This is a genomic window from Micromonospora sp. NPDC004336, assembly GCF_053602615.1.
Map to the genome: position 1 here is coordinate 1 of NZ_JBSGDY010000166.1, position 13,438 is coordinate 13,438.

Genomic DNA, 13,438 nt, shown 5'->3' on the forward strand with positions numbered 1-13,438 from the left:
TGCGCCTCGACCTGTCGATCCTGGCCGCGACCGTACGCACCGTGCTGCGGCGCGAGGGGATCTCCGCCACGGGTTCCGCCACCGCACCGGAGTTCTCCCGGCACCCACCGACCAGACCAGCAGGCGGCGGCCCCCGGCGAGGGGCACCCGGGCGGGCGCCCAGGCCGACGGGGCGTCCCGCCCGGCGCCGGCGGTGCCGATGCCGGCGCCGGTCAGCGCGTCGAGGGTGTCGGTGAGCCCGACCGCCCCGAAGTCGAGGCTGTGGTTGTTCGCCAGCGCGCAGACGTCGAGCCGGGCCGCGGTGAGGCAGGGCAGGTTTCCCGGGTGCATCCGGTAGTGGATGGCCTTGGCCGGGGCGTGCTCGCCCCGGCCGGTCACCGCGGTCTCCAGGTTGACCACCCGCACGTCCGGACGCAGCGCGTCGAGCAGGGCGAGCGCCTCGCCCCACGGCCAGTGCGGCGGCGCGGGTCGCGGGACGGGGCCGGCGGCGGCCTCGGCCAGGTCGACGTAGCCCCGCGCGTCCCGGACGGCCGGCTCGCGCAGCTCGGGCGGGCCCGCCGCGGGCAGGATCACGTCCACGCCCCGGCCGGTCATCACGTCGCCGCCGAGGAAGAGGGCCAGGTCGGGCATTCGAGGGCTTTCCCCGTCGGGCCGCCCCCTCACCTGGGAACGGTCGTCCGAGGGCCGATCGTCAGCCGGCCTCCGCGACCGCCGGCTCGGCGTCGCCGTCCGCCGACGCGCCGCCGCCGGACGACACGGCCGCGTCCGGTCCCGCCGTGGACCAGAAGTCGACGAGCAGGCGGTGGAACTCGTCGGCGCACTCGATCTGCGGCATGTGCCCGCAGTCGCGGAACAGGTGGGTGCGGGCCCTGGGCAGCCGCGCCCGGGCGGCGTCGAGGTGCGCCGCCGGGAGGATGAGGTCCCGGTCGCCCCACACGACGAAGGTGGGGATGTCGAGGCGCTCCACCTCGCCCAGCAGCTCCTCCCGCCACTGCGGGCTGACGCCCCGGAAGGTGCCGAGGTGGTGGGCGGTCTCCAGCATCACCCGGGCCGTGTACGGCAGGCGGGCGACCTCCAGCGCGTGCGCCACGCGGTCGGCGGTGGCGAAGGCCGGGTCGTGGAAGAGCGACAGCACGACGCGCCGGGCGGCCCACCGGCTGGGCCGCAGCATCAGCCGCCCCAGCGGGCGCAGGGCGAGCAGCCGGAGCGCCATGGTCACCTCCCGGCCGAAGCCGGCGCTGTTGACCAGCGTCAGGGTGGCCGCCCGACCCGGCTCGGACGCCGCGAGGCGCATGGCGACCGCGCCGCCGAGGGAGTTGCCGACCAGGTGCGCCGGGCGGTCGACGCCGACGACGTCGAGGTAGCGGCCGACGAACTCCGCCAGGGCCGGCAGGGTGCAGGGCCGGGCCATCGGCAGCGACCCGCCGTAGCCGGGCAGGTCGACGCTGTGCACCCGGAACCGGTCGGCGAGCCGCTCGTGCAGCTCGGTGAAGTCGTGCATGCTGCGGCCGATGCCGTGCAGCAGCACCACCGGCGGCCCGTCGCCGTCGACGCGGTGGCACACGCGCCGGCCGTCGACGGTGACGTGCCGGGGCCGGCGCGCGGCCGGGGCGGTCACGCCGGCTCCCCGGCCGGGTCGGCCGCGGGGGCCGACTCGGGTTGCCGTTGCGTCGGGGCGGGCGGCGCGGCCGTGGCGCGGCGGGCGGGGCCGCCCGCCATCCGGTTGAGCCCGAAGGCGAGGATCCGGGGGTACGCCGCCGGCGCCACCCGGGCCAGCAGGTCGGGCAGCTTCGCCGACCAGCCGATCAGCACCCGGCCCCGGCGGCGTTCCACCCCGCGCAGGATCACCTCGGCGGCCTTGGCGGGGTCGATCGTGAGCAGCTTCTCGAACTGCCGGCGACCGGTCTCGAACTCCTGCGGAGAGACGCCGCTGCCCACGCGGGCGTTCGACGCGATGCGGGTGCGGATGCCGCCCGGATGCACCGATGTCACCCCGATCCCGTCCTCGGCCAGCTCCTGGCGCAGCGCCTCGGTGAAGCCCCGGACGGCGAACTTGCTGGCCGCGTAGGCCGTCTGCCCGGCCGGGGCGATGATCCCGAAGAGGCTGGAGACGTTGACCAGGTGCGCGCCGGGCTCCGCCCGCAGGGTGGGCAGCAGCGCGTGGGTCAGCTGCACCACCGCCCGGAAGTTGACGTCGACGACCCAGCTGAACTCGTCGAGGGTCACCTGGTCGAACCGGCCGCCCAGGGCCACCCCGGCGTTGTTGACCAGCAGCCGGACCGCCGGGTGCCGCTGCCGCAGCTCCTCGGCCACCCGCGCGGTGGCGGCGGCGTCGGCGAGGTCGACCAGGTAGGTGGTGAGCTGCCGGTCGGGGTACGCGGCGCGCAGGGCCGCCACGACGGCGTCGAGCCGCCCCGCGTCCCGGTCGAGCAGCACCAGGTCGCTGCCCCGGCGGGCCAGCCCGTGGGCGAGGGCCTCGCCGATCCCGCTGGCGGCGCCCGTGACGACGGCCGTGCCGCCGGTGAAGACGAACCTACGCACCGACGGTCCTCCTTTTTTCGGTGTGCCGGCGTGGGAGAACCGCACGCCTTCGTCGCTGAGTCGGCCGTGCCGCATCAGCAGCACGTCCCGGGGATAGTTCTGGTGCAGCCGCCAGGGCGCCCGCGCACCCTGCTTGGGCAGCGCGTCGACGCTGCGCAGCACGTACCCGGCGGTCAGGTCGATGATCGGCGACAGCTCGCCGTCGGGCGGCGGCAGCGGGGTGACGACCTGCTGGCCGGTGCGGTCGAGGTGGCGCAGCAGCCGGCAGACGTAGCCGGCGACCAGGTCGGCCTTGAGCGTCCACGAGGCGTTGGTGTAGCCGATGGTCATCGCGAAGTTCGGCACCCCGGAGAGCATCATGCCCTTGTAGGCGACGGTGCCGGCCAGGTCCACCTCGGCGCCGTCGACGGCCAGGGTCATGCCGCCGAGGGCGAGCAGGTTGAGCCCGGTGGCGGTGACCACGACGTCCGCCGCCAGCTCCGCGCCGGAGGAGAGCCGGACGCCGCGTTCGGTGAAGGTGTCGACGGTGTCGGTGACCACCGACGCCCGGCCCGTCCGCAACGCGGTGAACAGGTCGCCGTCGGGCACCACGCACAGCCGCTGGTCCCAGGGGTCGTAGCGGGGCGAGAAGTGCCGGTCGACGTCGTAGCCGGCCGGCAGCCGGCCCCGGGCGGCGCGCAGCAGCAGCCGCTTGACCAGGGCGGGGGCGCGCCGGCTGAGCTGGAAGTTGGCGGTGGAGAGCAGGACGTTCTTCCAGCGCACCACCGGATACGCGGCCTTCGCCGGCAGCCAGCGCCGCAGCGCGTCGGCGAGCACGTCGCGCGAGGGCAGCGCCAGGACGTACGTGGGCGAGCGCTGGAGCATGGTGACGTGGGCGGCCCGCTCGGCCATCGCCGGCACCAGGGTCACCGCGGTGGCGCCGCTGCCGATCACCACCACCCGCTTGCCGGTGTGGTCGAGGTCCTCCGGCCAGTGCTGCGGGTGCACGATCCGCCCCGCGTACCGCTCGGTGCCGGGGAACCGCGGGGCGTAGCCGGCGTCGTAACGGTAGTAGCCGGAACAGGTGAACAGGAACGAGCAGGTCAGCTCGACCGTCTCGCCGGTGTCGTCGCGGTGGGCGCGCACCGTCCAGCGGGCCCGCTGACCGTCCCACTCGGCGCGTACGACGCGGTGCCGGAAGCGGACGTGGTCGGTGACGCCGTACTCCCGGGCGGTGCGGCGCACGTAGTCGCGGATGGCGTCGCCGTCGGCGATGGCCTTCGGGTCCGTCCACGGCCGGAACGAGTAGCCGAGGGTGAACATGTCGGAGTCGGACCGGACGCCGGGGTAGCGGAACAGGTCCCAGGTGCCGCCGATCGCGTCGCGGGCCTCCAGCACCGCGTACGTCTTCTCCGGACACTCGCGGCGCAGGTGGCAGGCGGCGCCGACGCCGGACAGGCCGGCGCCGACGATGAGCACGTCGACGTGGTCGGTGGCCATCTCGTCTCCCGTCCGCCGTGTGACACCGGACACTATCCACGGCCCTCGACGCCAGTCAACACCCTGTCGAGTGCCGTCGACAGGGTGTTGATCCGGTGTAGAGTCAGCGGCCATGACGCCCGCCCGTACGGCCGCCGGCAACGCCACCGCGCGCGGACGGCGCGCGGCGCGCTCGGCCGGGGACGAACGTGAGCTGGCCATCCTCGCCACCGCCGAGCGGCTGCTGCGGCAGCGGGCGGTCGCCGACATCTCGGTCGACGACCTGGCGCGCGGCGCGGGCATCTCCCGGCCCACCTTCTACTTCTACTTCCCGTCCAAGGACGCGGTGCTGCTGACGCTGCTCGACCGGGTCACCGAGGAGGCCGACGCCGCCGCCGGCGACGTGCTGGAGCGGCTCGCCGAGGACCCGCGGGCGCGGTGGCGGGAGCTGATCCACCGGTTCCACGAGACGTTCGGCGCGCACCGGGCCGTGGTGCTGGCCTGCGCCCAGGTGCGCGGCACCAACGCCGAGGTGCGCCGGCTCTGGGCGAGCGTGCTGGAACGCTGGGTGCACGCCATCGAGACCGCCGTCGAGGCCGAGCGCCGCCGGGGCGCGGCCCCCGACGGCGTACCGGCCCGCGACCTGGCCATCGCGCTGAACTCGATGAACGAGCGCGTCTGGTACGCCACGTTCGCCGGCGACGGGCCGGCCGTGGCCGAGCGGGACGTGGTCGACGTGCTGCTCGACGTCTGGCTGGCGGCGATCTACCGCAGCACCGCTCCCCCGCCGGCCTGACCCGGCCTCGGTCGGCCGGGTCAGGTGGCGCGAGCCGACCTTCGCTGGCAGTCGAAGTCGCCCATCAGCGTCCCACCGGCCCCTCGGGGCGGGTGTCGGCGAGCCAGCCGGCCAGGTCGGGACGCTCCGGGGCCAGCACGTGCCGGGCCCAGGCGGCCCGCTCGTGCTCCAGCACGGCCAGCTCCCAGACGCAGCCCGCCCACGGGCGGTCCAGCTCCACGAAGCGCGTCGGGTCGTCGTCCGGGCAGTTCAGGGCGGGCTGGCCGGCCGCCGCGATCCGGATCTCGACGACGTTGTCCCAGACCCAGCTGTACGCCAGCAGGTACGCCCCCGTGTCGGCGCCCCGGTGCAGCACGACCCAGCCGGCCGCCGGGGTGTCGTCGCCGGCGCGGTCCGGCAGCAGGCGGGGCAGCACCGCGTACGCGGCCCGCTCCACCTCCGGGGAGATCCGCCGCTGCGGCTGGTCGACGTGGTAGCGCTTGAGTTGCCGGCCGGCGACCGTGAGAGGCCCCGGCACCCGCAGTTCCTTGTCGCGAAATGCCATGCCGGGACGGTACGGACGCTCCACTGACAGCTAGTGTCAGCGAAGTGCGGGCCAGTCGACTCATCTCCCTGCTGATGCTGCTCCAGGCGCACGGGCGGATGACCGCCGCGCAGCTCGCCGAGCGGCTGGAGGTGTCCACCCGCACCGTCTACCGCGACGTCGAGTCGCTGCACGCCGCCGGCATCCCGCTCTACGGCGAGGCCGGGCACGCGGGCGGCTACCGGCTCGTCGAGGGCTGGCGGACGCGGCTGACCGGGCTGACCGCGCAGGAGGCGGAGCGGCTCTTCCTCGCCGGGCTGCCCGGGCCCGCCGCCGAGCTGGGCTACGGGGCGGCCGTCGCCGCGCTCCAGCTCAAGCTGCACGCCGCCCTGCCGCCCGAGCTGGCCGACCGCGCCGCGCGGATCCAGGAACGCTTCCACCTGGACACCCCCGGCTGGTACGCCGACGGCGACGCCTCGCCCCACCTGGCCCGGGTGGCGGAGGCGGTCTGGCGGCAGCGGCGGGTGGCCGTGCGCTACCGCAGCTGGGCCGGGGAGGTCGACCGGGTGCTGGAGCCCTACGGCCTGGTCCTCAAGGGCGGCCGGTGGTACGTGGTCGCCGGCCGGCCCGGGCGCGACGAGCCCGCCACCTACCGGGTCAACCAGGTCCTGTCGCTGACCACGATGGACGAGGAGTTCACCCGGCCGGCGGGGTTCGACCTGCCCGCCTGGTGGCGCGGGCACGTGGCGCGGTTCCGGGCCCACCTGCACCGCGACGACGCGACGGTGCGGCTCTCCCCGCGCGGCCGCGAGCGGCTGCGGGAGGTCGCCAGCGAGCTGGTGGCGGCCTCGGTCGACCGGACCGCCGGGCCGCCCGACGACGCCGGCTGGGTGACCGCCGTCATCCCGATCGAGTCGCTCACCCACGCCCACGGCGACCTGCTGCGGCTCGGCGCCGACGTGGAGGTGCTGGCCCCGGCCGCGCTGCGCGAGCGGCTCGCCGCCACCGCCGCCGACCTGGCCGACCTCTACGCCGCGCGCCGGAGCGGCCCCGGAGGCGGTGGGCGGCGGCCGGCCTGAGCACCGCCGCGACTCCACAGGGGAGGCCGCCGGGGACACCACGTGTCGTCCCGTTGTGCCACCCTGGGGGCGACTGCCCGGGTCACCGGAGGTGATGGCCACGTTACGACTGTGCGAACTCGTCGCCGTGCCCGGCGCCGCGCCGGTGACCCTCGACGTCGCCGCCGGCGCCTCGGCCGCGCTGGTGGCCGACCCGCCCCTCGGCACCGCCGTCGCCCGGGTGGTCGCCGGGCTCGCCGCGCCGCTCGCCGGCCAGGTGCTGGTCGGCGGGCGGGACGTCACCGCCCTGCCGCCGCCGCGCCGGCGGATCGCCTACGTCCCGGCCGGCGGCGCGCTGCTGCCCCACCTGACCGTGCGCCGCAACATCGCCTACGGCCAGCGCCGGCGGGAGCGGGTGCGGGAGGTCGCCGACGACTGGACGGCCACGGTGGTCGACCGGCTGGAGCTGGCACCGACCCTGGCGCTGCGGCCGCACCTGCTGTCGGAGGCGCAGCGGTTCCGGGTGGCGCTGGCCAGGGCGGTCGCCTGCCTGCCCGAGGTGCTCGTGATCGACCTGCCGACCGGGGCGGGCGGCGGCGGGCGGCTCACCGAACTGGTGGGGCGGCTGTCCCCGCCGGGCACCCCGGGCGCGGCCCTGCTGGTCTGCACGGCCGATCCGGGCGCCCTGACCGACGTGCCGGTCGCCGCCGAGGTGACCAGGTGACCCCGGCGGGGCGGCTGCGCCGCCGCACCCTGCTGCGGGGCGCCGCGGCGGCCGGCGCGACCGCCGTCGCCGGTTGTTCCCGGGCGGAGCCGGCGGTGCAGGTCGCGGTGGTCTGGAGCGGCGGCGAGCTGGCCCGGTTCCGCGAGGTGGTGGCCGGCTACGGCGCGGGCGTGCAGGTGATCAGCGCCGGCAACGACATCGACGCGTTCCTGCGCGCCCGCCAGCTCGCCGGCACCAGCCCCGACGTGGCGATCCTGCCCCGCTCCGGCCTGGTCGTGGAGTACGCCCGGCGCGGCTGGCTGCGGGAGCTCAGCCCGGCCGCCAGCTACGCCCTCCCGCCCGGCATGACCGACCTGCTCTCCGCCGACGGGCGGCGCTACGGCGTCTGGGTGAAGGCGGCGCACAAGTCGCTGTTCTGGTACTTCCCGTCGATGCTGCCCGAGCCGCCGCGCACCTGGGACCAGCTGGTCACGCTCACCCGCCGGCTGGGCGCGCGGGCCCGGTCCGGCGACGGGCCGGCGCCGCTGGCCGTGGGCGCCGCCGACGGCTGGGTGCTCACCGACTGGTTCGAGAACGTCCTCGCCGACGTGGCGCCGCCCGGCTTCTACGAGGCGTTGGCCCACGGCGAGGCCGACTGGCGGGCCGGGTCGGTGCGCGCCGCGCTGGATCGACTCGCCGAGTTGTGGAGCGTCGACGGCGCGTTCCCCGGCGGCGGCCGGCGCGCCCTGCTCACCCAGTACGAGGAGTCGGTGATCCAACTGGTCCACCACCGGCGGGCCACGATGCTCTTCGAGGCCGACTTCGTCGACGACATCGGCGGCACGTTCCGGCGGGGGCCCGAGCCGCCGGAGACGTTCCGGTTCCCCGGCGCGCGGGTGGCCGGCGGCCCGCTGATCGTCGGCGGCGACGCGGCCGTGGCGTTCGCCGGCTCCGGCCGGGGCCCGGAGCTGGTGCGCTGGCTCAGCGACGGGTCCGCGTTCGCGCCGTGGCTGCGCGCCGGCGGCTACCTCTCCCCCAACGTCTCCGTGCCGCTGGCCGACTACCGCGACCCGGTCCGCCGCCGCCTCGCCGCCGAGCTGCGCACCGCGGAGAGGGTGCGCTTCGACCTCTCCGACCGGCTGCCCGGCCCGTTCACCGGCTCCGACGGCGTCGGCATCTGGCGGATCATGCAGGACTTCTTCGCCGACGTCACCGGCGGGGTCTCCGCCCTGGAGGCGGCCCGCCGGGCCACCGGCCAACTGGCGGCGGCGGCCCGCTCGGCGGGAGGCGGGCGGTGAGCCGGGTCCTGGGCGAGCTGGCGGTCCTCGACGACGTCGGGCCGCCCCGACGCGGGCGCGCCTACCCGGCGGCCGGGGCCACCTCGGCGCTGCTGCTGCCCGCCCTGCTGCTGCTCGGTGGGCTGGTGGCGTGGCCGGTGCTGCGTACGGTGCACGCCAGCGTCACCACCGACGGCCGGTGGGTCGGCGCGGAGCACTACCGCACCGCGCTGGCCGCGCCCGGCACCGGCGCGGTGGTGGGGCGCACGCTGCTCTGGGCGCTGGTCGTGCCCGCGGTGGTGACCGTGCTGGGCTACCTGCTCGCCGCCGCCTCGCGCCGCTCCCAGGAGGGCGGGCTGGTCCGGCTGATCCTGGTGGTGCCGACGGCGCTGCCCCTGGTGGTCACCGGGGTCACCTTCCGGCTCATGTACGACCCGGACCCGGGGCGCGGGCTGGCCACGCTGGTCGCCGCGAGGCTGACCGGGCGGTCGGCGGCGGACGCGCCGCACCTGCTCGGCCCCGGCCTGGTCACGGTGGCGCTGATGTCGGCGTTCGTGTGGGCGTGGGTCGGGCTGGCGGTGCTGGTGTTCCGGGCCGCCCTCGACGCCGTGCCGCCGAGCCTCGCCGACGCGGTCCGCGCCTACGGCGGCAACCGCCGCGACGTGCTGTGGGACGCGCAGTGGCGGCCGCTGCTGCTGCGTACGGTCGCCGTGGTCTTCACCCTGGTGGCGCTCGGCACGGCCCGCACGTTCGACCTGATCCTCGTGCTGGCGCCGGGCTCGGTGCGCGACGAGGCGTCGGTGCTGGCGCTGCGGGTCTGGCAGACCTCGAACGGCGCCACCACCGGCGAGGGCGCCGCGCTCGGCGTGGTCTGGCTGGTGGCGGTCGCCGCCGGAATGCTGGTCGCGGCGCTGTTCGTACGGCAGGCGTGGCCGCCGCCCCGGGACCCCGCGCCCGTCGGGCCCGACCCGGCGACGCCGGCGCCGCGCCGGTCGACGCGGCTGCTGGTCGCGGGCGCCGCGATCGCCTGGCTGGTGCCGCTGGGGGTGCTCCTCGCGACCTCGCTGCACGGCAAGGTCGACGCGGCGGCCCGGGGCTGGTGGGCGAGCCCGCCGAGCCTCTCCTCCTACCGGGAGCTGGTCACCGGCGTCGAGCTGTGGCGGACGCTGGGCTTCACGCTGGTGCTGGCGACCGTGGTGACGGCGGCGGTGCTGGCCGTCGCGCTGCTGGCCGCGTATCCCCTCGCCTGGTTGACCGGGCCGGCGGCCCAGGGCACCGGCCTGCTGCTGATGGCCGCCACCATCGTGCCGGTGCAGGTCATCGCGGGGCCGGTCAACGAGGTGCTCGGGGTGGCGCTCTCCTCGGGCACGGCGCGCGGCCTGGCGCTGGTGCACGTCGCGCTGGGGGTGCCGTTCGCCGTGCTGGTGCTGCGCAACGCCTTCGCCGACCTGCCCGCCGAGCAGGTGCGGGCGGCCCGGGTGGGCGGGCGGCACTGGTGGGACACCCTGCGGCTGCTGGCCCGGCACAACCGCCCGGCCGTGGTCGCCGTCGCGGTGCTGGAGTTCGTCCAGGTGTGGAACGACCTGGTGGTGGGCCTGCTGTTCAGCGGTCCCGGCGCGGTGCCGCTGGGGCTGTTCCTCGCCGGCCAGGCCCGGGGCTTCGTGGCCAACAGCGGGGAGCTCGCCGCCGGTTCGGTGATCGCCTCGATCCTGCCGGTGCTGCTGGTGGTGCTGGCCCGCCGTCAGCTCGTCGCCGGCCTGGTCGCCGGGGGCGTCCGGTGAGCGGGCCGGCCGGTCGTTCCCGCCGGCCGCGGCGGCTGAGCCTGCTGCTCGCCGTCGGCGGCGTGGTGGGCGGGACGGTCAGCGCGGTGCTCGGCAACGTCACCGGCAACCTGCTCTCCGAGCTGTCCGTGGCCCAGCTCGGCTCCGCGAGCGCCGGGGTGATCGTGCTCGGCCTCGCCGCCGCGACGATCGTGGAGTGGCGCCGCCAGCGGCAGCAGGCCACGACGCCGGAGGACGTCGAGGCCGCGCCCGCCGCCGGCGCGCCCAACCTGCCCTGGCCGGCCGGGTTCACCGGGCGGGCCGGGCACGTCGACGCGATCATCGACCTGCTCAGGAAGGAGCACGCGGTCGCAGTGGTCGGCCGGCGGGCCGTCGGCACCTCCGCCTGCGCCGTCCAGGCCGCCAACCTCTGCCGGGAACACTTCCCCGACGGTCAGTATTATCTCGACCTGCGCAGGGGCGGCCGGCCGCACTCCGCCCGGCAGGTGCTCACCGCCCTGGCCCGGATCCTCGGCACCCGGCCGCCGGCGTCGGGCCGCGCCGACGACCTCGCCGACGCCGCCGACGAGCTGCGGGGGCAGCTCGACGGCCGGGAGATCCTGGTCGTACTGGACAACGTGGACGACCCCGCCCAGGTCCGGCCGCTGCTGCCGCCGACCGCGCGGGCCTGCCGGCTGCTGCTGGTCGGCACGCCCGCGCTGGACGCGCTGGAGGGCGTGGCGGCGCACGGCCTCGCGGAGCCGGACGCCGACGACGCCGTCGAGCTCTTCGCCGCCGCGGGCGCCGCCGCCCCCGTCGCCCGGCCGCACCGACCCGACCCCCGCACCGACCCGGCCGTACGCGCCGTCGTCGAGCTGTGCGGCCGGCAGCCCCGCACGGTGGCGGAGCTGGGCCGGCGTACGGCGCAGCACGGCTGGCGGCACGCCGACGTGCTCGACGCGCTGCGCCGCGCCGTCGACACGCCCCCGCACCAGCACGTGGCCGCCTCCCCGGCGACCCAGCTGGTGACCGCGCGGGACACGGCCTACCACGCGCTGGGCGGCGAGGCGCGGCGGCTGTGGCGGTTGATGTCGCTCAGCCCGGTGCCCCTGGACCGGCCGACGATCGGGGCGCTGCCCGGCCGCCGCCCGGACCGGGTGGCCGCGCTGCTGCACGAGCTGGCCGCCGGCGGGTTCGTGGCCGGCGCGCCCGGCGACCGCTACGAGGTGCGCCCGCTGCTGGCGCCGTACGCCCGGATGCACCTGCGCGACGCGGAGCCGGCGCGGCGGCGGGTGGCCGCGCAGGCCCGGCTCACCCGGCACCTGGCCCGGCGGGCCGAGCGGCACGCCGCGAGCCTTGCGGTGGCCGCCTCGCCGCCGGACCGGGGGCCCACCCTGGCCCTGGACGACGACCCGTACGGCTGGTTCGACCTGCACCAGGAGCTGCTGCTGGCGGTGGTGCGGGTGCCGGCGGGCGCCGCCGAGACCCTGCCGCGGCGGGTGCGCCGCTGGTGGTTCCGGCTGGCGGTGGCGCTGTGCGGCTGGCTGGCCCACGCGGAGCGGCTCGGCGAGTGGGAGGAGGTGTGCCGCACCGTGCTCGCCACGCCCACGGCCGACGACCGGCCGGAGATCGCCGGCTGGGCGCACAACGAGCTGGGCGTGCTGCGCCGCCGCCGGGGCGACCCGCAGGGCGCGGCGACGGCGCTGAGCCTCGCGGTGGCGGAGCGGGGCCGGCGCGGCACCGCGCAGGCGCGGATGAACCTCGGCCTGGTGCTGCTGGACCTGGGGCAGCTCGACGACGCGGTGGAGCACCTGGAGCTGTCGCGGCGGCACCGCTCCGGCGCGGACCGGGCCGGGCACGCGCTGACCGACCTCGGGATGGGCGCAGCCCGGCTGGCCCGGGGCGAGCTGGAGTCCGCGCACCACCACCTGGTGCGGGCGGCGAACGCGTTCCGCGCGCTCGGCGACGCCCGCGGCTACGCGGCGGCCCTGACGAACCTGGTGCTGGTGCACGCCGGGCAGGGCGAGCACCTCGACGCGGCGCAGTCGTGGCGGGCGGCGCTGCGCGAGTACGAGTCGGTGACCGATCCGTCGAACCGGCCGGCCGCCCTGCTGAACGCCGGGGCGGTGCTGCTGGCCGCCGCGCCGGGTCAGGCGCGGCAGGCGTACGAGATGCTCGCGGAGAGCCGGCGGCTGCGCGACGACCGGCCGACGGCGGGGCTGGGCCGCACCCTGCTCCACCTCGGCGACGCGGCGGCGGCGCTGGGCGACGCCGCCGAGGCGCGGCGGCACTGGGTGGACGCGGCCACCGTGTGCGAGGAGGCGCGCGACGCCGACGGCCAGGCCGCGGCGGACGCCCGCCTGGTCGGCGCCGACACGCCCGCCTGAGCGGGGATGCCCAGGTCTTGACCCGCCCCTTCCGGGCCACAATACTTAGGTGCATGCCTAAGCGATCTGGTGACGAGGGCGGGGAGGCCGGCGCGCGGCTCGACGACGTGTTCCACGCGCTGTCGGACCCCACCCGTCGCCAGGTCGTCGAGCGCCTCAGCCAGGGCCCGGCGACGACCAGCGACCTGGCCCGCCCGTTCGACATGGCGCTGCCGTCGTTCACCCAGCACCTGCGCGTCCTCGAGCACGCCGGCCTGGTGACGTCGGAGAAGGCGGGGCGGGTGCGCACCTACCGGCTCGCACCCGGACCGCTCGACCGGGTCGACGCCTGGCTCGCCGAGCGGCGCGCGCTCTGGGCCCGGCGCCTCGACCAACTCGACGCACTTCTCGACGACCTGAAGGAGCAGCAGGAATGACCGCGTACGACATGGATCCGAAGCTCGACCTCGTCCTGGAACGCACGGTCGACGTCGCGCCGGAGCTCGTCTGGAAGGCCTGGACCACGCCCGAGCTGATCGTGCGGTGGTTCGCCCCGAAGCCCTGGTCGACCTCGTCCTGCCAGATCGACCCGCGGCCGGGCGGCAGGTTCGACACGGTGATGCGCTCGCCGGAGGGCGAGGAGTACCCGAGCAGCGGCTGCGTCCTGGTGGCCGAGGAGAACCGGACGCTGGTCTTCACCTCCGCGCTGGGGGCGGGCTTTCGCCCGCAGCACGCCGGGGACGGCTTCCCGTTCACCGCGGTCGTCAGCCTCGAACCTGTCGGCGCCGGCACGAGGTACACCGCCACGGCGATCCACGGCGACGCCGCGGCCAGGAAGTCCCACGAGGAGATGGGCTTCGTCGAGGGCTGGGGCGCGGCGCTCGACCAGCTGGTCGAGGTCGCCAGGTCGCTCTGACCCGGCGCGCCGCCGCCCGGCCCGGCCACCGCCCCGGCGG

General features: G+C 76.9%; 12 protein-coding genes and 1 pseudogene. 8 read left to right on the forward strand and 5 right to left on the reverse strand.

What is annotated here, in order from left to right; all coding sequences use genetic code 11:
• The 4 genes and pseudogenes from ACWENR_RS25440 to ACWENR_RS25455 form a co-directional block, all read right to left on the reverse strand.
• The coding region (locus tag ACWENR_RS25440) for a CapA family protein (protein WP_452279475.1) at nt 1-630 on the reverse strand (630 nt) is incomplete at its 3' end.
• Nucleotides 631-691: 61 nt separating this feature from the next.
• A complete protein-coding gene (locus ACWENR_RS25445; RefSeq protein ID WP_452279476.1) occupies nt 692-1,618 on the reverse strand; it encodes an alpha/beta fold hydrolase in 927 nt (308 codons plus the stop codon).
• A complete protein-coding gene (locus ACWENR_RS25450) occupies nt 1,615-2,541 on the reverse strand; it encodes an SDR family NAD(P)-dependent oxidoreductase (protein WP_452279486.1) in 927 nt (308 codons plus the stop codon). The genes ACWENR_RS25445 and ACWENR_RS25450 overlap by 4 nt, the downstream gene beginning before the upstream one ends.
• A 12-nt stretch (nt 2,542-2,553) precedes the next feature.
• Nucleotides 2,554-4,020, reverse strand: a pseudogene (locus ACWENR_RS25455) (flavin-containing monooxygenase); the annotation flags it as partial.
• A 112-nt stretch (nt 4,021-4,132) separates the two neighbouring features.
• On the opposite strand from ACWENR_RS25455, the gene ACWENR_RS25460 reads away from it, so the two are divergent.
• On the forward strand, nt 4,133-4,795 hold the full coding sequence (locus ACWENR_RS25460; RefSeq protein ID WP_452279477.1) for a TetR/AcrR family transcriptional regulator: 663 nt from the start codon (nt 4,133-4,135) through the stop codon (nt 4,793-4,795).
• 64 nt (nt 4,796-4,859) lie between these two features.
• Here ACWENR_RS25460 and ACWENR_RS25465 read toward each other — a convergent pair whose 3' ends face one another.
• Complete coding sequence (locus tag ACWENR_RS25465; RefSeq protein ID WP_452279478.1) at nt 4,860-5,339, reverse strand: hypothetical protein; 480 nt, start codon at nt 5,337-5,339, stop codon at nt 4,860-4,862.
• Nucleotides 5,340-5,383: 44 nt separating this feature from the next.
• Here ACWENR_RS25465 and ACWENR_RS25470 point away from each other — a divergent pair, with 44 nt between their 5' ends.
• The 7 genes from ACWENR_RS25470 to ACWENR_RS25500 all read left to right on the forward strand — a co-directional run bounded on the left by ACWENR_RS25470 (nt 5,384) and on the right by ACWENR_RS25500 (nt 13,398).
• On the forward strand, nt 5,384-6,397 hold the full coding sequence (locus ACWENR_RS25470) for a helix-turn-helix transcriptional regulator (protein WP_452279479.1): 1,014 nt from the start codon (nt 5,384-5,386) through the stop codon (nt 6,395-6,397).
• A 94-nt stretch (nt 6,398-6,491) separates the two neighbouring features.
• Nucleotides 6,492-7,100 (forward strand): ATP-binding cassette domain-containing protein, encoded by a 609-nt coding sequence (locus tag ACWENR_RS25475; protein WP_452279480.1) that lies wholly within the window; start codon nt 6,492-6,494, stop codon nt 7,098-7,100.
• Complete coding sequence (locus ACWENR_RS25480) at nt 7,097-8,377, forward strand: extracellular solute-binding protein (protein ID WP_452279481.1); 1,281 nt, start codon at nt 7,097-7,099, stop codon at nt 8,375-8,377. The genes ACWENR_RS25475 and ACWENR_RS25480 overlap by 4 nt, the downstream gene beginning before the upstream one ends.
• Complete coding sequence (locus ACWENR_RS25485; RefSeq protein WP_452279482.1) at nt 8,374-10,137, forward strand: ABC transporter permease; 1,764 nt, start codon at nt 8,374-8,376, stop codon at nt 10,135-10,137. Before ACWENR_RS25480 ends, ACWENR_RS25485 begins: the two co-directional genes overlap by 4 nt.
• Complete coding sequence (locus ACWENR_RS25490; protein WP_452279483.1) at nt 10,134-12,503, forward strand: tetratricopeptide repeat protein; 2,370 nt, start codon at nt 10,134-10,136, stop codon at nt 12,501-12,503. Before ACWENR_RS25485 ends, ACWENR_RS25490 begins: the two co-directional genes overlap by 4 nt.
• 53 nt (nt 12,504-12,556) lie before the next feature.
• The gene (locus ACWENR_RS25495; protein ID WP_452279484.1) at nt 12,557-12,919 is read left to right on the forward strand and encodes an ArsR/SmtB family transcription factor; all 363 of its coding nucleotides are present in this window, start codon (nt 12,557-12,559) and stop codon (nt 12,917-12,919) included.
• Nucleotides 12,916-13,398, forward strand: coding sequence for an SRPBCC family protein (locus ACWENR_RS25500; protein WP_452279485.1), 483 nt, complete (start codon nt 12,916-12,918; stop codon nt 13,396-13,398). The genes ACWENR_RS25495 and ACWENR_RS25500 overlap by 4 nt, the downstream gene beginning before the upstream one ends.
• Nucleotides 13,399-13,438: the final 40 nt, after the last annotated feature.

Bases quoted from the DNA above. Each gene is read 5' to 3' on its own strand.
- ACWENR_RS25500 (WP_452279485.1), top strand. From the start codon at position 12,916: ATGACCGCGTACGACATGGATCCGAAGCTCGACCTCGTCCTGGAACGC.
- ACWENR_RS25465 (WP_452279478.1), bottom strand. From the start codon at position 5,339: ATGGCATTTCGCGACAAGGAACTGCGGGTGCCGGGGCCTCTCACGGTC.
- ACWENR_RS25495 (WP_452279484.1), top strand. From the start codon at position 12,557: ATGCCTAAGCGATCTGGTGACGAGGGCGGGGAGGCCGGCGCGCGGCTC.
- ACWENR_RS25475 (WP_452279480.1), top strand. From the start codon at position 6,492: ATGGCCACGTTACGACTGTGCGAACTCGTCGCCGTGCCCGGCGCCGCG.
- ACWENR_RS25460 (WP_452279477.1), top strand. From the start codon at position 4,133: ATGACGCCCGCCCGTACGGCCGCCGGCAACGCCACCGCGCGCGGACGG.